This window comes from Actinoplanes sp. NPDC089786, assembly GCF_040684855.1.
In the GTDB taxonomy this organism is placed as follows: Bacteria; Actinomycetota; Actinomycetes; order Mycobacteriales; family Micromonosporaceae; genus Actinoplanes.
The window spans coordinates 450,857-469,125 of the sequence record NZ_JBFBGU010000001.1 but is presented as its reverse complement, the minus strand read 5'-3'; the positions used below and the strand labels follow the sequence as shown (position 1 = coordinate 469,125).

Sequence of the window (18,269 nt, the reverse complement as noted above, 5' to 3'; positions counted from 1 at the left end):
TTCGAACGGGCAGAGTTGTACCGGGCAGATCCCAGACGGAGGGGCGGAGTCGTGCGAGGCGGACTGGACGACGCGCTGGACAAGCTCGCGCGTCGTGACGAGCTGCGTCGGCGGGCGACCGGGGAGGCGGATGCCACCCCACTCGCGGTGCAGGAACTGGTCGAGGCGATCGCCACGGTTGTCGGCCGGAACCCGAAGCTCGAGGTGACGGTCGGGGTCGAGGGTGTCGGTGACCCGACGCTGCTCCACTTCTACGTCGAGGAGGGCACGGTCCGGGTCACCGCGGACCAGTCGGTGGCGGCGCGGGCCGGCGATGCCGCTCACCGGCACGCCGATTTCGACCTCGATCCCGAGGAGCACACCGTCGCCCCACCGCCGCCCGAGCCCCGCACGGCGCATGTGAGTTACGACGATCGAGACCGCTACGACCCGGGTACGGGCTACGACATGCCCGGCGGCTACCCCCACCCGCAGCCGGCCGGCTACGACGAGGACCACACCGAGACCCTGGACGCGGCCCAGTTCCGCAGCCCGTTCGCGCCCACCCCGCCGCCGCGGGTCCCGCCGCAGTACGCGCCGCCACGCCAGGCCGCCCCCGAACCCGAGCCCGAGCCCGAGAACGGCGGCCTGACACCGCTGCCCGAGCCGATCCCGCTGCGTGACGTCGACACCCAGGAGACCGAGCAGGCGGCCAAGCGACTGGCCGCCCTGCTCCGCGACGACCCGACCCTGCTCCGGCAGGACCGGCAGTAGGCGGCCGTACGCCTCAGTCGAGCGGACGCAGCTTGCTGATCGCGTCCTCGACCCCGCCGACCCGGTCGGCGAGCAGGCCCACCGCGCCCACGGCCCGGGTCATCGGGTCGTCCTCGGCCCCGCCCAGCGCCAGCTCACGCAGGTAGGCGGCCTTCACGTCGGCCCAGCGGGCGGCCTGCTCCGGGGTCAGCCGCCCGCGCAACTCGGCCAGCTTGAGCAGGTTGGCCTCGGCGCCGGTGGTCAGCGTCTGCGCCTCGCCCAGGTAGTGATCGTCGATCACCGCCTCGAGCTCCTCGTTGTTCATCACCGGGACGATCCGCTCGGCCAGCTTGGTCATGTTGCGGTACGAGCCCTGGAGGCGGAACGGCGGTTCGGTCCGGGAGGAGTCGGCCTGCCCGGCCGAGGCGATGTACGCCTGGTTGTTGCGCAGCACGACCCGCTGCACCCGGCGCATCTTCCGCAGCACCGACAGGATCTGTTCCAGCTCGGCGGCCGAGTACGGGTGGGACAGCTGGTCCGGGCGGACCGCGTCGTCACCCTCGGCCAGCCGCACGAGCAGCGGCAGGTCACCCCGGTCGCGGGCGGAGAGCGGCGCGAGCACCGGGTTCGCGGTGAGCGAGTTCTCCAGGTATGACAGCTCGAACAGGTCTTCCCGGCCGGCCAGCACGTCGCCCAGGTTCCACACGTCGGCCCGGTTGGCCAGCATGTCCGGCACCCGGAAGCGCTGCCCGGTCTCGGTGTACGGGTTGCCCGCCATGCACACCGCGAAGCGCTTGCCCCGCAGGTCGTAGGTGCGGGTCCGGCCGTCCCAGACGCCCTCCATCCGCCGCTGCGCGTCACAGAGCGAGATGAACTTCTGCAGCAGCTCGGGTGAGGTGTGCTGGATGTCGTCCAGGTAGAGCAGGACGTTGTTGCCCATCTCCAGGGCGAACGAGATCTTCTCGACCTCCTGCCGCGCGGTGGCGTTGGGCGCCTCGGCCGGGTCGAGCGAGGTCACCCCGTGCCCCAGCGCGGGGCCGTTGACCTTGACGAAGACCAGCCCGAGGCGGTCGGCGACGTACTCCATCAGCGTCGTCTTGCCGTAACCGGGCGGTGAGATCAAGAGCAGCAGACCTGATTGATCGGTACGCTTCGCGTCCCCCGCCGCGCCCAGTTGCCGGGCCAGGTTGTCGCCGATCAGCGGGAGGTAGACCTCGTCCAGCAGCCGGTTGCGGACGAACGAGGTCATCACCCGCGGCTTGAACTCGTCCAGCCGGAGGCGGGCACGTTCGGCCGCGCCCAGAGCCGACCGCTGCTTCTGGTAAGCGCGGTAGGCGGGCACCCGCTCCTCCCGGAACTCGCGCGCGTCGGCGAGCAGGTCTTCCAGCCGTACGGTGAACGACCCGCCGTTGATCGTCGGATGCACCCCGAGCAGGCCGGTGACCGTCTCGGTGGTCGCCGCCGACGAGTCGTAGCGGGTGATCGCGGTGCCGGTCAGCTCGATCGCCACCGCCTCGGGGAGATCGGCCTCGGCGCCCGCGTCCGGGGTGGCGGCCAGGAACGCGGTCAGCCAGGCCTCGACGATCTTCCGGCGGGAATCGAGGTCGTCCTCCAGCGTCCGCAGATCGTCGGCGAACTGCCGCGCGGCCGGCGCCTGGCCACCGCCGAGCGCCCGGTGGAAGCGATCCAGCAGGGTGCGCGCGCCGGCGCCGGTGACGAACCCGGCCGGCTCGGCGGCCAGCTCCTCGACCAGGTACTCCCCGATCTCGGCCTGGAGCTCCCGCAGGGCCTCGCTGGCGCCGAAGGCGTCCCGCGCCCGGACCAGCGACGTCGCCCGCACGGACAACAGCCGGCGCTGCTCCTCGGTGGTCCCGAAGGCCCAGAACAGCTGGGCCGCGGCCCGGACCGACGGCCGGTACCGCAGCAGGCCGGCGCCGGCGTGCAGCCGGATCAGGGCGCCCAGGATCAGGGCCGCGTCGGCGTCGTGCACGCCGCGCTCGTACCCCTCGTCGTAGCGCGCCTCGGCCGCCCGCCGCACCAGATCGCGCAGCGTGCCCTCGGGCAGCGCCGCGGCCGCCGCGGCCGGGTCGGCCGCGTACACCGCCGCCGCCAGATGCGCGGCCCGGTACATGGTCTTCGTCTCGGAGATCAGCGGCTGGTCCCAGAACGGCCTGGTCAGCTCGAACGCAGCGTCCCGCACGGTCGCGCGGTAGTCGGTGCCGGTGACCGCGAAGGCCAGCCTTTCCCCGTCCGGAACCAGGGTCAGGTCGATCGCCTGGGTGTTCACCGCGAACGCGTGCTTGCCCAGCCGGATCGTGTTGCCGCCGTCGGTGTACAGGTCGAGCCGGTCGCGCAGGGCCCGCCCGGCCTCCTGCCGCGCGGCCTTGATCTGGCCGTCCAGCTCCTCGGCGCGGACCGAGTCGCCGAGGGTACGCAGCTCGCCGGCCAGCGAGCGCAGCTTGCTCACCATCGGGTCGCTGGCGAAGTAGGTGTTGACCTCGTCGACGCTGTCCAGCGAGGCGACCCGCCGGTGCACGCCGTCCAGGATCCGCCGGGCCGAGTCGACCAGCCGGTCGGCCCGCCGCGCCCGCTCGTCGAGCAGCGACTGGCGACGGCCGGCGATGGCCTCGTACACCTCGGTGCGCTTGGCCCCGAGCTGATCGAGAAAGTCGTCGAAGTCCCCGAACCTGGTCTCCAGCGCCTCGATCTGGAGCATCAGGCGGGCCAGCTGCTCGTCGCACTTCTCCGGGCTGTCGGCCGTCGCCAGCGCGCTGCTGACCGCCTGCCCGAGGAGGGCGAACTCGGCCGCGAACTCGGCCCGGCCCTCGACCGCGGACAGCTCACGCCGGCGCGCGTCCAGGGTGGCGCGGGCCCGGTTGAGGCCGCCGAGCACCTCGCCGATGCGTTCCAGGATGGCCACCCGGACGGTGGCGTCGGCGATGTCCAGCCCGCCGATCACCCCGGTGACCACCTGGAGTCCGTCGGACTGCTCGGTGACCCGCTCGGCCACCGGCGCCGCCGCGGCCACCGTGGCGATGCCGCCCGCCTCGGTCACCAGGTCGTCGACCACCCTTTGGTAGCCGGTGAACGCGTCCGGCCGCTGGAAGAAGTCGACCGCGCGCTGGGCGGTCGCGTCCACCTCGGCGGAGACCTGGCCGGCCAGCTCGTCGAGCCGGGCCACGTCGACGAACCGCATCTCGCGCAGACCGACCAGCTTGCCCTGGTGCCGGCGCAGTTCGGCCAGCTGGGCGACCCAGCCGTCGGTGCCGGTCGGCGTCTCCCCGCGTACCCGGCGAATCAGGCTTTCGACCTCGGTGGCCTCATCCTGCACGGACGACGCGGCCTGCGCGGTCAGCTCCTGAACGGTCTCGAACTCGTCCAGCACCTGCGCGGCCGTGGCCCGGACCTCGGACAGCGGCGTACGCAGATCGCCGAGGTCGGCCTCGCCGAGCCAGTGGTAGTGGTCGAAGATCCGGGTGCACGCCGCGACCATCGCCTCGAAGACCGGGCCGGAGGGCGCCATCTCGTCGGTCATCCGTGCCACCGACAGGCACTCGGAGATGCCCCGGACCAGCTCGGCGTTGCCGATCCGCTCCAGCGGGCCGGTGCCGACCGGTTGCTGGGCCGCGTACGTGTCGGAGACGAACGGCGTCCGCCACACCTGCATCGGGTGCACCCGGGCCGGCTCGTCGGACATCTCCCGGAAGCAGACCAGGGTCCCGTCGTCGAACAGCGAGTACCCGTGGCACGGGATCGGCGTCGCCACCTGCTTACGAATCATGTTGTACGGCAGCAGCAGATAGGCCCCGGCCACCCGCGCGTGGAAGACGTAGAGCACGTCCTCGCCGTTCACCGACCGGAGGGTCCGCTCGAACTCCAGATCGGACACGTCCGCGTCGAATGTCTTGTGCACACCGGTGGCCAGGTAGTAGCCGCCGGGGAAGATGATCCCGTGGTCCTCGGGCAGCCGCTGGCAGGCCTGCCCGATCCCGTCCAGCCGCACCACGTCCCGGGTCCGGGTGTTGAAGACCAGGTAGCGGTACGTCGTTTCCTTGTACGGCAACACTTTCAGCAGGATCAGCGGGCCGATCCGGGTGTACCGGACGTCGGCGTCGGCCAGGCTCTGCAACGGCTCGTCGACCGGCTCCGAGTAGATGCCCTCGCCGTCCGAGGTGTTGTTCTCCACCTTGATGGTCAGCGTGCCGCCGACCGTCTCGACGAAGACCGCGTCGTCGATCGAGATGTGTGGGTGCTTGCCCTGGACGTGCTGCTCGCGGGTGGTCTCGATCCACTCGAAGTCGTGCGCCGGCGGGAACACGTGGTCGCGCTCGCCCCGGTTGTCCAGATAGGACACCTTGCCGCCGGTGTCCACCCGCCAGCGCAGCACGCGCAGGTCGTCGGCCCGTGGCCCGGTCTGGAAGACGGCCAGCAGCAACCCTTCCAGCCGGCGCAGCTGGAGGAGCTTGGCCTGCTGGTAGTACCGGTACATCTCGCCGAAGTCGCGCTGGAACCCGGGATCGGTGAGCAGCCCGGGCAGGCTCGACGACGGCTCGAAGCGGAACGCGTCGCCGTCCCGGGAGAACCCGTGCACGGCGAACACGTCGTCCACAGTGGTCTCGGAGCGCAGGCCGATGAACACGTTGTAGCCGAACAGCATCGCGCCGCCGACCTGCGCCACGTCCCGCGGGACGCAGTTGTTCTCGGTGCGGATCCGCTCGGTGCCGAGCAGCCGAAGCTCGGCACCGCCGAACGTGCTGATCCGCCGCTCGTTCAGGGCCTCGGCCCGCTGCGCCAGCTCAGCGCTCTGTTCGCCGAGCCTTTTCTGGAGGACCTCATAAGTCCCGGCGTCGAGGGTCACTTCTCGCCGTTCTCCGTCTGCAGCTGCTTCACCAGGTAGGCCGCCAGCGCGGTGTTGCTGAGGTCGGCGGTGGTCGCGGACCCCACCAGCTTGCTCAGGTCACCGTTCTCGACCAGGGTCGTCGCCACGGTCGAGTTGCCGACCAGCGCGTCGATGCTCTTGCCCATCGTGATCGAGCCGAGCAGCTTGTCGAAGAAGACCGAGTCGCCGCCGACGATGTCGATGTCGGCCTTGGCCAGGCCGGCCGCGACCACCATGGCCTGCTGCTCGGCGATGTCCTTCTGGACGTTGATGCCGGCCAGCCGGATCTCCTTCTCCATCTCCAGCCGCAGGCGGTACTCCTCGTGCCCGCGGGACGCGTCGTCCAGCGCGGCCATCGCGGCGGCCTTGTCGGTGAGGCCCTCGGCCTCGCCCTTGAGCTTCTCGCGCAGGCCTTCGGCCTGGGCCAGCGCCTTCTCGCGGGACACGGTGGCCTCGGCCCGGCCGACCTTCTCGATCGCCTCGGCGTTGCGTTCGTTGACCTGCACCTCGGCCAGGCCGGCGGCGGCCGCCTCGGCCTGGGTGCCCTCGGCCAGCCGGATCTTCGAGCGGGCGTCCAGCTCGGCCGCCTGCTGCCGGGCCTCGGCCAGCACGATCGCCTCGCGGGCCTTGAAGCCGGCCGCGGTCTCCGCCGCCTCGGCCGCCTTGATGTCCTTGACCAGGTGTTCCTGTGCCTCGGCCTCGGCCGCGATGATGACCGCCTGGCGGGTGCGCTCGGCCTCCTCGACGACCCGGAGGCGCTTGATGTTCTCCTCCTGCTCGGCCACGGTCTTGTCCACCGCGACCCGCTCCCGGACCACCTCGGCCATCGCCCGCTTCTCGGTCTCCAGGTCCTTGTCCTTGGCGATCGTGGAAAGCTCGACCTCGCGCTGCCGGATGACCACCTCGAGCATGCGGTCCTTCTCGATCCGCTCGGTCTCGATGGCGATCACCCGCTCGCGGTTCTTCTCGGCCACCGCGACCTCACGCTGCAGGTTCTCCCGCTGGATGCCCAGCTCCTGGTCGGTGCGCAGCGCGGCGGCGTGCGCCTTGAGCCGCTCCTGCGCCTGGACCAGCTCGATCTCGGCCGATTCGCGGGCCCGCATGGTCTCGATCTCGCGGTGCTGCTTGATCTCCGCGTCGGCCTGCCGGCGCTGGAGCTCGAGGATCGTCTCCTTGGCGTCGACGTCCTGGCGGGTGATCTCCTTCTCCTCGTTGCGCCGGTAGTCGTTGGTCTTCACCGCCTCGATCGCGGTCAGCTCGGTGATCTTCCGGATGCCCTGCGCGTCCAGGATGTTCTTCGGGTCGAGCGAGCTCAGCGGCGTCTGCTCGAGGAAGTCGATCGCCGCGTCCTCCAGGCTGTAGCCGTTGAGGTCGGTGCCGATCACGTCGATGATCTGGTCGCGGAAGTCGTTGCGCCGGGTGTAGAGGTCGACGAAGTCGAGCTGCTTGCCGACCGTCTTGAGCGCCTCGGAGAACTTGGCGTTGAACAGCTCCTGCAGCGTGGACTCGCTGCTGGCCCGCTCGGTGCCGATCGCCTGGGCCACCTTGATGACGTCCTCGGTGGTCTTGTTGACCCGCACGAAGAACGTGATCCGGATGTCCGCCCGGATGTTGTCCTTGCAGATCAGGCCCTCACGCCCGGTCCGGGTGATCTCGATGGTCTTCACCGAGATGTCCATGGTCTCGGCCTTGTGCAGAACCGGCATCACGACCGCGCCGGTGAACGTGACGTCCACCCGGCGCACCTTCGACACGATCAGGGCCTTGCCCTGCTCCACTTTGCGGAACATGCGGCTGAGGAAGAACAGCACGCCGAGGACGACGAGGACGATTACGGCGACCACGATGCCGAAGCCGGTGGTGATCACATCCATGGGCTATTCCCTTTGTTTCGGTTCAGCGGGGGTTTTCGGGCTCATCCGGCCGGAGCGCGACATCGGCCGGGACGACCCAGAAGAATTCGCCCTCGACATCGACGTCGTAGAGCAGAGCTCGGCTGCCGGCGGTGAGCGTGTCGGCGCCGGTCTGGCGGACCTGGACGATCGCCGACGACCCGTCCGGGGCGTGCACCTCGGCCTGGCCGAAGGTGCGGGTCACCGTGCCGGTGCGGATCACGCAGGTGAGCCCGATGAAGTCGGCGCGGGAGGCGGACGGTCCGTTCGGCCACACGCGGGCCAGCAGCGCGACCAGGACGCGGGTGATGATGAACGCCGCGACCAGGGCCGCGACCAGGACGATCCAGAGCGGGATGGTCAGCAGTTCCGCCCCGGCCAGGCTGCCGAACCAGGCGAACAACACCAGGAGCGAGAAGACCACCGACATGGGTACGCCCGACAGCCCCACAAACGCGAGCGGCCCGTCCCCGGCTTCGCCGCTGTCGACATCGGTGTCGGGGTCGGCGCCGCCGGCGATCACGACGATCCAGTAGCCGATCACCACGATCAGCAACGGCGTGAACACCACGGTGGGGAAGCTGATCGCAGCCTCGACGAACCCACGCATGGACAAACCCGCCCCCGCCTGCCGAGATGTCCTCCGGGCCGCCCGCCCTGAGGTGACTCTGATGATGACAGCCGGGGTCAATCACGCGCAGCCCCGCCCTCGACCACAAATGGTCATCTGTTCGGACTATGCACTACTCACCGTGATGGGCAGATCCTCGGCGTTTGCGCCTGGTTGAGCGCGATGAGCTGGGCCGATGAGCCAGTGTTGGCGATCGTTCGGTCACGGACCTTGTTTCACGCAGAGTAGCTGACTAGGTTTTGGCCGATCTGTGACGCGACACCGGAGGTCGTGCGAGCCCTGAGGTTGAGGAGACGGTTACCGCGATGGCGCTCCCCGAGATCCATGTTGTCGCCGGCCGGACCGCGACCGCGACCGCGCTGGGACCGGTGGCCCAGGCCATGCGCCTGGCCGGCCTGCTGGTCCCGGTGCTGGTCGTGGCCGGCGCCGACCCGGGCGCCGTCGGCACCGCGTTCGCCGACCTGGACCTGGTCGCCGACCTCACCCTGCCGGCCGGGCCGGCGGCCGCGCTGCTGGCCCGCTTCGACCGGATGTGGGCCAACCGCGCGCCGACCGCCGTGCTGGTCGCCGGGTCCGACCCGGCCGGTCTGTCCGCCGCGCTGGCCGCCGCGTGGCGCGGCATCCCGGTCGCCCATCTCGGCGCCGGCGTACGAAGCGACTCCGCCGTTGATGGTGATGAAGCGGATGCTCGGCTGATCACCCAGGTGGCCCGGGTGCATCTGGTCGCCCACCCGGTCGACGCGATGAACCTGCTGGACGAGGGTGTGCCGGCGGGCGACCTGATGATCAGCGGCGACGACACGCTCGCGCCGCGCCGGGCCGCGCAGGCCGTCGCCTCGGTGGCCGGGCTCGCACCCCGGCCGGCGCCGATGCCGGTGACCGTCCCCCCGGCGGCGGTGCGGTTCGGTGGCTGACATGGACGTGATCGACTTCTACACCGACTCGTGGATCCGGGACGACCGGGACGGCGTACGCCAGGTGCTGGCGCCGGATGTCGACGTCGAGTGGAACCTGGACGCCCCGGTCGACGACGAGGAACTGGTGCAGACGCTGCATCGGGTCGCCGTCTTCGCCGACTCGGTGACCGTGGTGGCCAAGGCCGGACGCGCGGATGGCGCCGCCCTGATCTACGATCTGGTGGCGCCGTTCGGCACCGCCCGGGTGGCCGAGTTCCTGACCGTCGAGGATGGCCGGATCACGCACATCCGGCAGGTCTACGACGTGGTCGCGATCGACCGCTACTTCCCCGGGCTCTACCTGAACTGACCGGCGGTTTCTGTCACACCCGCTGGCTAGGTTCGAGGGATGACTTACAACTTCCAGGTCGTCGTCGATTCCACCGATCCACACACCCAGGCCGACTGGTGGGCCGAGACCCTCGGCTGGCAGGTCGAGCCGTCCGACGAGGCGATGATCAGAGATCTCGTCGGCCGAGGACTGGCCAAGGAAGAAGACACCAAGACCCACAACGGGGTGCTGGTGTGGGCGATCGGGGCCGGCATCCGTCACCCCGACCCACTGCCCAACGGCCGGCCCCAGCGCGTGCTGTTCCAGATCGTGCCCGAGGCCAAGACCGTGAAGAACCGCGTACACCTGGATGTCTGGGTGGGCGACGAGCAGCGCGAGGCCGAGCGCGACAAGCTGGTCGCCCGGGGCGCGGCATATCAGTCGAGCCACTCCCAGGGGCCGTTCTCGTGGTTCGTGATGACCGACCCCGAGGGCAACGAGTTCTGCCTCAGTTGATCATCCCCCACAGGCCATCGACGTGCGGCTATGATCCGCTCACCGCATGGCGCACGGGGGTGCACAACGGGTGTGACCTCTGGTCGGCCATGCACTCTTCCGACCGAGGAACCATCGATGACCCTTGCCTTCCGGGCACGCCTCTGTGCTGCCGCGTCCGCGGGCCTCATGCTCGTGGGCGTCCTCGCCGCCCCGGCCCTCGCCGCCGGGCGCGGCACCATGACCGGCACCTACACGACCGACGCGGGCGCACCCATCCGGGACGCGTACGTGCAGGTCTGGGACGACGACTACACCTGGCTGCGCGACGGGAACACCGACGCCCAGGGGCGGTACACCTTCCGCAACGTACCCGCCGGCCCGATCCGTCTGGTCTTCCAGACCAACGGCATCATCCAGTGGGCGCAACGCAAGCTCACCTACGACGCCGCGACCACGTTCACGCTCGGCGACGGCGCCACGCTCACCGTCGACGAGCAGCAGGTGCCGGTCGGCACCCTGGCCGGCACCGTCCGCGAGCCGAACGGCGAGCCCTCGGTCGAATACACCGCGACCATCACCCGCGCCGACGACCCGCTGGCGGTCTCGTCGGCCAGCCCCGACGAGAACGGCCGGTTCGCCATCGACCTGCCCGAGGGCGAATACAAGCTCGACCTCCAGCGCGGCGCCGTCCAGCAGTGGTGGCCCGGCAAGACCGACCCCGCCGAAGCCGAGACCATCGTGGTCCGTGCCGGCCAGACCACCACGGCCGACGACACGCTGCTGACCAGCGGCTCGCTCGGCGGCACGATCACCACGGCCACCGGCGAGCCGCTGGTCAACGCCGAGGTCGGCCTCTACCGCCCCGGCGGCGACAGCCCCCTCGCCCTCCAGTGGACCGCCGAGGACGGCACCTGGGCCTTCCCCCAGCTCCTGCCCGGCCGCTGGAAGGTGGCTTGGCGGGCCGACGGCTCCGACACCCTGCAGTGGATGCACGAGACCACCGACCCGGCCCTGGCCACCACGTTCACCGTGGTCGGCAGCGAACACACGGTCGCCGACGACCGGCAGGTCACCAACGGCTCGCTGAGCGGAAAGCTGGTCGACACCGGCGGCGCCCCCGTGGCCGGGGTGACCGTGCGGGCCCAGGTCGCGAGCGACGAATGGGACGAGGGCCGCGAAGCCGTCACCCAGGCCGACGGCACCTGGGCCATCCCCGGCGTCCGCCCCGCCGGCTACGCCGTGTCGTTCACCAAGGAGAAGAGCAACCGAACCCAATGGGCGTACGGCAAAACCACCCGTGACGACGCCCAGCTGATCACGGTCGCCTCCGGCCACGCCGTCACGGTCGACGACACCTGGCTCCCCGGCGCCACCCTCACCGTGCACCCCGTCGACGCCACCACCGGCGCCCCCGTCGACGGCGTCTGCGTCATGGTCTCCGGCCCCGACACCAGCGACTGCGCCGCCACCGGCGACCTGGTCGTCAACGACCTCGCCGCCGGCCCGGCCCACCTCAGCTTCAGCACCCCCGACGGCAGCTTCTACCTGTCCGCCGACGCGCCCCGCGAGGTGACCCTGACCGCCGGCCAGAACACCGCCATAACCGTCCCGCTGACCCTGGGCGGCAAGGTCACCGCCTCAGCCGTCGAAGCCGCCACCGGCACACCCCTGCGGCGCGCCTGCCTCGTCCTGATCAAGCCGGCCAACGGCGGCGTAGGCGACGGCGGCGGCGAATGCACCAACATCGCCGGCAAAATCACCACCAAAGCCGCTGCGCCCGGCACCTACCAGGTCTTCGTCTTCGCCCCCGAGGGCTACGGCCACCAGTGGCTGGGGGCAACCGGCGGCACCGGCGAACAGAAACTCGCCGCGAAGATCACCGTCAAGCCCGGCAAAGTCGCCAGAACCCCCGACGTACGCCTCGACAAGGCAGGCGCCATCACCGGCACGGTCACCGACGAAAACGGCGCACCCCTCCCCGGGGCCAACGTGGCGTACAGCGCCTGGGGCCTGCGGGTCGGCGGCTCCAACGACGTCGAAACCGACGAGAAGGGCCGCTACACGATCGGGCGCCTGGGGCCGTACGCATGGCCCCTCATCTTCACCACCGGCACCCACCCCCGCCAGTGGTCGGGCAACACGGCCAACCGCAACCAGGCCGCCGCCATCGCGGTGACCGCCGGGGCCACCGCCGCCTACGACATCGCCCTGCAGCCCGGTGTGCCCGTGACCGGAACCGTGGCGGTGGCGCCCGGGCTGCCCACCGCGCGCTGGAATCTCACGGCGTTCAATGCGGCTACCGGGGATCAGCTGGCTGAGTTCGACGGCTCTGAGGCTTCGGACGGGGGGTATCGCATGGCTGTTCTGCCGGGGCAGCAGATCAAGCTCGGGTGGAGTGTCTATGACGATGAGGCTGGGGTTGACCAGCGAGGGTTTTATGTGGACGCGGTGGATTTGGGGTCGGCGGTGAAGATCCCGGTTCCTCGGAGTGGCACGGTGGTGGATTTGGTTGTTGGTCGCTGATCCACATTGGTTTGCTGAGGGGCGGGGCGCCGGGGGTTTTCGGCGGCTCGCCCCTTCTCTTTGTTTACGAGTGCCTGTGGATAACGTCATGGATCGTCACATTTGACGGCTACATTCAACGCCCACCCACAGGGCGGGGGCAGGTGGCGGTGCGCGGGGCGATTTTCGTTTTTCGCTCGCGCTTTGCGAGGCCGGGGCTTTGGACAGCTTTGAGGGTGAAGGTCCGGCCATCTGCGCCCGCCGGGCCGCGGTGGTGCCCGCCTCGCTGGGTGCCGGCCCTCGCGTCGGTGCCTGATCTCGCGTCGGTGCCAGCCGTCGCGTCGGTGCCTGGTTTCGCGTCGATGCCGGCCGTCGCGTCGGTGCCTGGTTTCGCGTCGATGCCGGCCGTCGCGTCGGTGCCTGGTTTCGCTGGGTGCCGGCCCTCGCGCTGATCGTGGGCTGAGCTGGGTTGCCATGCGCCCGGGCTGCCCGCTCACCCTCGCTGCCGCCACTCACTCTGGCTGCCCAGCAACGGTGGTAGGTCCTGACGGTTTCCGGGCGGCCAGTGCCGTGTTGCTCTACCACTGTTTGCGGTCGTGGTAGGTCCTGACGGTATTCGGGGCCGCGATGCCGTGATGCTCTGCCGCTGTTCGTGGCGGTGGTAGGTCCTGACGGTATTCGGGGCCGTAATGCCGTGATGCTCTACCACTGTTCGCGGGGGTGGTAGGGGCGGACGGCACATGGCCCGCGGCTCTGCTGCTGCGCGGCTCGGTAGGAGAGTGAGCGGCGGCAGGGAGGGCGAGCGGGCAGGTCGGGTGCCTGATGCGCCTGAAGCTCCATCCATGATTAGCGCGAGCGATGCAGCAGATTTCCACCCGAAGCTCTCTGGTCAGCGGCGGTACGGCGGTACGGCGGCCGATCTGCGCGGCCGCCCGGCGGAACGCTGGATCTGGGCGGCGGTGCGGAGGCGCCTCGGCCGGTCGGCGCAGAGGCGCCTGGCTGATCGGCGCGGCGGCGCGGCGCGACGACGGAGGTGCCTAGCTGATCGGCGCGGTCGCGCGGACGCGTCTTGGTGCGGTGGTGGGGTGGCCACAACGGAGGGTTACCGGGTGGGAGTTTGGCAACCTGGTGTGGATGTGGCGGCTACGTAGAGGCTTTTCAAGGAAAATTAAGCCTTGAAGTGTCGCCGTGGAGGGTGTGGGCGAGTCAAGATTCGGTTCCCGTCGTAACCCCCCCGCGATCGGAGAATGTATGTCGTCCGGCTCTGAAGCTGACCCGTTGTCGCCTCGCTCGGGTGGTGAGGCGTCCGAGGCGGACAGCGGGTTGCCGCCGCATCTTGTTCCGGGATTCCTGGTGTTCGGAGGGGTCTTTCGGCGGCCGTTCCGTCTTGGGGTTGAGCGGCCGGGGATGGCTTCGCCGCAATGGAAGCGGCGGCCACAGCGGACTTCGCGCGCTCGGCGTCACCAGACGGCGCCGCCGCGTTGATCGGGAGCGGGATGCTCGCCGATCGCACCGGGCGCGCGGCACTCGCTGGGTGGCCTCGATCGGCGCCGATGAGCGGCCGGGAAGCACCCGCGGGCGGACGCGAACACATGTCGAGCAGCGGCCGGGATGCGGCTGGGAACGTCGGTGGGCACGCGGCGGTGGCTGACGGCGGCGCGTCGGGTGAGTGGTGGGTGGCGGCGGGCGGTCGTGTTGCTCCGAGGTGGCGCGATGGGTTCGGTGAGAGTTGGTGGGCCGAGGTGCGATCTCGGGGCGGAACACGTTGACTGGACGGGCCACTGTGACCGGTCGGGCCGTGTCGGGCGGTCGTGTCATGGGTGACCTGGATGTCGGCTGGGCTGACCGGCCGGGATTCGGACAGGGGAAGCTCGACTGACCGGCCGACAAGCGCGGGCCGACCCGGTAGACGGGCAGCCGGCGAAGAGCTGAGCGACCAGCAGACGGAAGGCGGCGAAGCAACCGACGCCGTGACGTTGGGTTGATCACGGACAGGGAGGCTTGCCCCACCAGGAGCGCGCGGCGCCGGGACCCCCACCCCGGCGCCGCGCCCGTTTCGCCGGGAATGGTGGCTCCACCATGGAGTGAAAGGTCACAGCAAGTTCACAGGTATTCGTTACGCTTCGTGCAGCGATGGGAGTCGAAACAAGGGCGGTCAGCGTGTGGCCAGGCCGTCCAGGAGGAGGGACAGCTGGCGGCGCCAGGATTGGGGGTCGGGGGAACGCTGGATGACGCCGGCGTTGGCCATCAAGAGGCGCCACAGGTCTTCCAGGTCGAAGTCGGCTCGTAGGGCGCCGGCCTCCTGGGCCCGCTGGATGACCTCGCGCGCGCGGCGCTGGGACGCCGCCCGGAGCTGGGCCAGGCGGTCGTCGCCGTCGAAGTTCACCGCCACCAGGAGTTCGCCCAGGCCCTTGTTCGCCGCCTGCAGCTCGCACAACGCGGTCACGTAGCCTACGAACGCCGGCCACGGGTCGGGCTGGGCCAGCGCGTGCTCGGCCAGCTCGACCTGGGTGGCCTTGCGGTCGGCGAAGACCGCGGCGATCAGGTCGCGGCGGGTGGGGAAACGGCGGTACAGCGTGGCATTGCCGACGCCGGCGCGGCGGGCGATCTCGTCCAGCGACGCCTCCAGGCCGTGTTCGCTGAACACCTCGCGGGCGGCGGCGAGCAGGGCGATGCGGTTGCGCTCCGCGTCAGCGCGCAATCGTACGGCAGCCATCTACACAGCGTACCGACGCTAACGGGGATAAGTCCCCGTTCAGCGGTAGCGTGACGAACGACGAAAAGACCACAAGGAGGCCTCTCGGTGGACATCCAGACGCGCGACGGTGTGGCGGACAGTTACCTGGTGCGACCCCCGGGGGACGGGCCGTTCCCGGGCGTGCTGCTCTTCATGGATGCCTTCGGGCTCCGGCCGCGGCTGGAGGAGATGGCCGACCGCATCGCGGAGCGCGGTTACGCCGTACTCGTACCGAATCTGTTCTATCGCTTCGGCCGCACCCCGCTGGTCGACCTGGCCGGAATGAGCGACCCGGACCGGCGCGGTGAGATCTTCGGGACGGTCATGCCGATGATTCAGGACCTGAGCCGGGACAAAGTCATCAGCGACACGGAGTCCTACCTGGACGCCCTGGGAACAGAAGCGGTGGTGGCGGTCGGCTACTGCATGGGCGGGCGGAACGCGCTCGTGGCCGCCGAGGGTCACCCCGACCGGATCAAGGCCGTCGCCAGCTTCCACGCCGGGGGTGTGGTCACCGACCAGCCGGACAGCCCGCACCTGCACGTGGCGGCGCTGGCCGGGAGCACCGAGCTGTACTTCGGGCACGCCGACAACGACCGCTCGATGACCGCCGACAACATCAAGGCGCTGGAGGCCGCGCTGGACGACGCGGGGGTCACCTACACCTCGGAGCTTTACCCGGGGGCGCCGCACGGCTTCACTATGTCGGACACCGCGATGTACCACGAAGAGGGCGAGAAGAGGCACTGGATGAGGCTGTTCGAGCTGCTCGACCGCGTCCACCCGGCCGGCTGAGCGGGAACGTGTCGGACGCGACGGTACGGCGCACCGAGAGCTGGCTGATCCGGCAGGGGCTGCCGCAACTGATCGCCGACTACAGCTTCACCGGACACATCCTGCCGCGCATGGTGCCGTTCCTGGCGCTGGTCGCGGTCACCGGACTGTTGTGGCCGCTGCGTGACGAGCTGAGCCCGGTCGGCCGGTTCATCACCGTGGCGGTGGTGCTGGTCGGCGGGGTGGTGGCCGGGATCCTGCTCAACCGGTTCCGGCGGCTGCCCACGTTCCCGCGCTGGATGGCGGTCACCGTCGTGGTCGCGTACGGCATCATGCCGCTCCTGATCCCGCTGCTGGACGTGGCCGTCTGGCATCGGGCGTCGGCGCCGCAACTGCACGCCGGCGCGATCACCGAGGGCAGCACGACCTTCCTGCGCGCGTTCGTCGCCTTCCTGGCCATCTTCGTGGCGCTGTTCGAGGTGTCCCGGCTGGCCACCACCTACGGCGCCCTGCCGATGCTGGAACGCGCGGTCCGGCACGCCGTGCGGGACCTGCGGAACACCGTGCGGCTGCAGAGCCGGGCGCTGCCGATGCTGCTGTTCGTCACGCTGTTCTTCTTCTTCACCGGCGAGCTGTGGCAGGCCATGAACCGGCTCTCCTGGTGGCGGCTGAGCGGGGTGCCCACGCTGTTCGCCGCGGTCACTGTGTTCGCCGCGGCCGGTCGGTTGCGCGAGGAGATCGGCCGGGTCGAGCAGGATCTGAGTACGCCCACGCTGGAGGCCGCCTGCAAGGACACCCCGCTCGAGCACCTGCCGATCGGTGAGCTGGTGCCGGACGGCGGGGCCCACCCGCCGCCGCTGAACAGCCGGCAGGTCGGCAACCTGCTGGTCATGCTCGCCTCCCGGCAACTGGTCCAGGCGATGGTGGTCGGGCTCTGGCTGTTCGCGTTCTTCCTGATCGTCGGTCTGCTCGTGGTCAGCCCGGAGACGGCCGAGCAGTGGATCGGCGGTCCGCCGCACTATTCGCCGGTGTTCCCGGACGTGCCGTCGGCGCTGTTCCGCAACGCGGCGCTGCTGGCCGGCTTCGGCAGCATGTACTTCGCCGTCACCTCGATGATCGACACCGAGAACCGCCGCCAGTTCTTCGCCCCGATCCTCGACGAGGTCGAAAGCACCCTCGCGGTACGCGCGGTCTACCTCGCAGCGCATGAAGCATCCGTGAAGCAGGGGCCTTCTAGCCTGCCCGGATGATTCGCGGGCTTGCGCTGCTGGGTGTGTTCCTGGTGCCGACCGTCGTGACGCCAACGGCCGCGACACCGGAGCGGCCGGCCGTGGTCTACGACAGCGACATGGACTTCGACGACGCGTCGACGCTCGCGCTGCTCTGCGAGGAGCACAAGCTCGGCCGGATCGACCTGCGCGCGGTGACGGTCGCCAACGACGGTTTCGGGATGCCGGGACGGGCCCGCCGCCACGCGCACAGCGTGCTGGAGCAGTGCGGGCGGCCGGACATCCCGGTGGCCGACGGCGCCACCGGTGAGGGCGTGCACCCGGCGCCACCCGAGCTGGTCGCCACCATCGAGACCGTGCTGACCGGCGCGCTGGACGACGCCGGCCGCACGTCGCCGCCGTCCCGGCTGACCGCCGCCCAGCTGATCGCGCGCACCGCGCTGACCTCGCGTCACCCGATCACCGTGCTGGCGACCGGACCGATGAGCAACGTGGCCGACGCGCTGGCCGTCCCGGGCGTGCCGGCGCGGATCGGGCGCGTCCAGCTGATGGGCGGGGCGATCGCGGTGGGCGGCAACCTCTACGGGTCGGCGCTGCCCGGGTTCGACAACTCGCAGGAGTTCAACCTGTGGATGGACCCGCCGGCCGCCCGCGACCTGCTGCGCCGCGCCCGGCCGGGGAGCATCCACCTGGTGCCGCTCGACGCGACCCGCTTCGTGCCGATCACCGATGAGTACGTGGCCCGGATCGGCGCCTCGGCCCGGGCGCCGGGCGCCCGCATCGCGTACCGGATCGCCAGTCAGCCCGATCTGGCCGCGCTGATCGATCTGGACATCATGTTCTGGTGGGACGCCCTGGCCGCGGTGTCGCTGGTGCATCCGTCGGTGGTGACGGCGTCGCGGCCGGCCCGGATCGCGATCGTCCAGGACGGCGCGCAGTCGGGGCGGACCGTCGAGACTGCCCACGGCACCCCGGTGACCGTGGTGACCGAGGCCGACCGGGCCGCGTTCGAGCAGATGTTCCTCGACGGGCTGAACGGCGTCTCCCCGCGGGACAACCCGGCGGTGGGGCACCGGGGGTGACCGGCGACGGAGCCGGCGTGTGGGTCACGCCGGCTTCTTCGTCGGCGTACCCCATCCGCTCCGATCGTGCGCCCGCGCACCACCGA

12 protein-coding genes are annotated in these 18,269 nt (G+C 70.5%); 8 read left to right on the top strand and 4 right to left on the bottom strand.

From position 1 onward, the window contains the following. Positions 1 to 51: 51 nt before the first annotated feature. Positions 52 to 753: a hypothetical protein gene (locus AB0O15_RS02205; RefSeq protein WP_364312856.1), complete on the top strand. Its 702-nt coding sequence runs from the start codon at positions 52 to 54 to the stop codon at positions 751 to 753. Between the two features lie 13 nt (positions 754 to 766). Here AB0O15_RS02205 and AB0O15_RS02200 read toward each other — a convergent pair whose 3' ends face one another. From AB0O15_RS02200 to AB0O15_RS02190, 3 genes are read right to left on the bottom strand one after another with little or no spacing between them, the layout of a single operon-like run. Next, complete coding sequence (locus tag AB0O15_RS02200; protein ID WP_364312853.1) at positions 767 to 5,590, bottom strand: DNA repair ATPase; 4,824 nt, start codon at positions 5,588 to 5,590, stop codon at positions 767 to 769. Continuing rightward, on the bottom strand, positions 5,587 to 7,485 hold the full coding sequence (locus AB0O15_RS02195; protein ID WP_364312851.1) for a flotillin family protein: 1,899 nt from the start codon (positions 7,483 to 7,485) through the stop codon (positions 5,587 to 5,589). Before AB0O15_RS02195 ends, AB0O15_RS02200 begins: the two co-directional genes overlap by 4 nt. Before the next feature lie 22 nt (positions 7,486 to 7,507). Continuing rightward, positions 7,508 to 8,113 carry a hypothetical protein gene (locus tag AB0O15_RS02190; RefSeq protein WP_364312848.1) on the bottom strand — a complete coding sequence of 202 codons (606 nt, stop codon included), beginning with the start codon at positions 8,111 to 8,113 and terminating at the stop codon, positions 7,508 to 7,510. Between the two features lie 326 nt (positions 8,114 to 8,439). Between AB0O15_RS02190 and AB0O15_RS02185 the strand changes: the two genes are divergently transcribed. The 4 genes from AB0O15_RS02185 (at position 8,440) to AB0O15_RS02170 (ending at position 12,382) form a co-directional block, all read left to right on the top strand. Then, a complete protein-coding gene (locus tag AB0O15_RS02185; protein WP_364312846.1) occupies positions 8,440 to 9,048 on the top strand; it encodes a UDP-N-acetylglucosamine 2-epimerase in 609 nt (202 codons plus the stop codon). Position 9,049: 1 nt separating this feature from the next. Next, positions 9,050 to 9,400 carry a hypothetical protein gene (locus AB0O15_RS02180; RefSeq protein WP_364316967.1) on the top strand — a complete coding sequence of 117 codons (351 nt, stop codon included), beginning with the start codon at positions 9,050 to 9,052 and terminating at the stop codon, positions 9,398 to 9,400. A gap of 39 nt (positions 9,401 to 9,439) precedes the next feature. Continuing rightward, positions 9,440 to 9,877: a VOC family protein gene (locus AB0O15_RS02175; RefSeq protein WP_364312843.1), complete on the top strand. Its 438-nt coding sequence runs from the start codon at positions 9,440 to 9,442 to the stop codon at positions 9,875 to 9,877. A gap of 117 nt (positions 9,878 to 9,994) precedes the next feature. Then, on the top strand, positions 9,995 to 12,382 hold the full coding sequence (locus tag AB0O15_RS02170; RefSeq protein WP_364312839.1) for a carboxypeptidase regulatory-like domain-containing protein: 2,388 nt from the start codon (positions 9,995 to 9,997) through the stop codon (positions 12,380 to 12,382). A gap of 2,134 nt (positions 12,383 to 14,516) precedes the next feature. Here AB0O15_RS02170 and AB0O15_RS02165 read toward each other — a convergent pair. Beyond that, complete coding sequence (locus AB0O15_RS02165) at positions 14,517 to 15,077, bottom strand: helix-turn-helix domain-containing protein (RefSeq protein ID WP_364312836.1); 561 nt, start codon at positions 15,075 to 15,077, stop codon at positions 14,517 to 14,519. An 87-nt stretch (positions 15,078 to 15,164) separates the two neighbouring features. Here AB0O15_RS02165 and AB0O15_RS02160 point away from each other — a divergent pair, with 87 nt between their 5' ends. The 3 genes from AB0O15_RS02160 to AB0O15_RS02150 are packed head-to-tail and all read left to right on the top strand — an operon-like array spanning position 15,165 to position 18,183. After that, positions 15,165 to 15,893 (top strand): dienelactone hydrolase family protein, encoded by a 729-nt coding sequence (locus AB0O15_RS02160; RefSeq protein ID WP_364312834.1) that lies wholly within the window; start codon positions 15,165 to 15,167, stop codon positions 15,891 to 15,893. Between the two features lie 8 nt (positions 15,894 to 15,901). Beyond that, the gene (locus AB0O15_RS02155; protein WP_364312832.1) at positions 15,902 to 17,122 is read left to right on the top strand and encodes a hypothetical protein; all 1,221 of its coding nucleotides are present in this window, start codon (positions 15,902 to 15,904) and stop codon (positions 17,120 to 17,122) included. Beyond that, positions 17,119 to 18,183 (top strand): nucleoside hydrolase, encoded by a 1,065-nt coding sequence (locus AB0O15_RS02150; RefSeq protein WP_364312829.1) that lies wholly within the window; start codon positions 17,119 to 17,121, stop codon positions 18,181 to 18,183. The genes AB0O15_RS02155 and AB0O15_RS02150 overlap by 4 nt, the downstream gene beginning before the upstream one ends. Positions 18,184 to 18,269 lie beyond the last annotated feature (86 nt).

Bases quoted from the DNA above. Each gene is read 5' to 3' on its own strand.
- AB0O15_RS02175 (WP_364312843.1), top strand. From the start codon at position 9,440: ATGACTTACAACTTCCAGGTCGTCGTCGATTCCACCGATCCACACACC.
- AB0O15_RS02150 (WP_364312829.1), top strand. From the start codon at position 17,119: ATGATTCGCGGGCTTGCGCTGCTGGGTGTGTTCCTGGTGCCGACCGTC.
- AB0O15_RS02195 (WP_364312851.1), bottom strand. From the start codon at position 7,485: ATGGATGTGATCACCACCGGCTTCGGCATCGTGGTCGCCGTAATCGTC.
- AB0O15_RS02180 (WP_364316967.1), top strand. From the start codon at position 9,050: ATGGACGTGATCGACTTCTACACCGACTCGTGGATCCGGGACGACCGG.
- AB0O15_RS02185 (WP_364312846.1), top strand. From the start codon at position 8,440: ATGGCGCTCCCCGAGATCCATGTTGTCGCCGGCCGGACCGCGACCGCG.
- AB0O15_RS02190 (WP_364312848.1), bottom strand. From the start codon at position 8,113: ATGCGTGGGTTCGTCGAGGCTGCGATCAGCTTCCCCACCGTGGTGTTC.
- AB0O15_RS02170 (WP_364312839.1), top strand. From the start codon at position 9,995: ATGACCCTTGCCTTCCGGGCACGCCTCTGTGCTGCCGCGTCCGCGGGC.
- AB0O15_RS02165 (WP_364312836.1), bottom strand. From the start codon at position 15,077: ATGGCTGCCGTACGATTGCGCGCTGACGCGGAGCGCAACCGCATCGCC.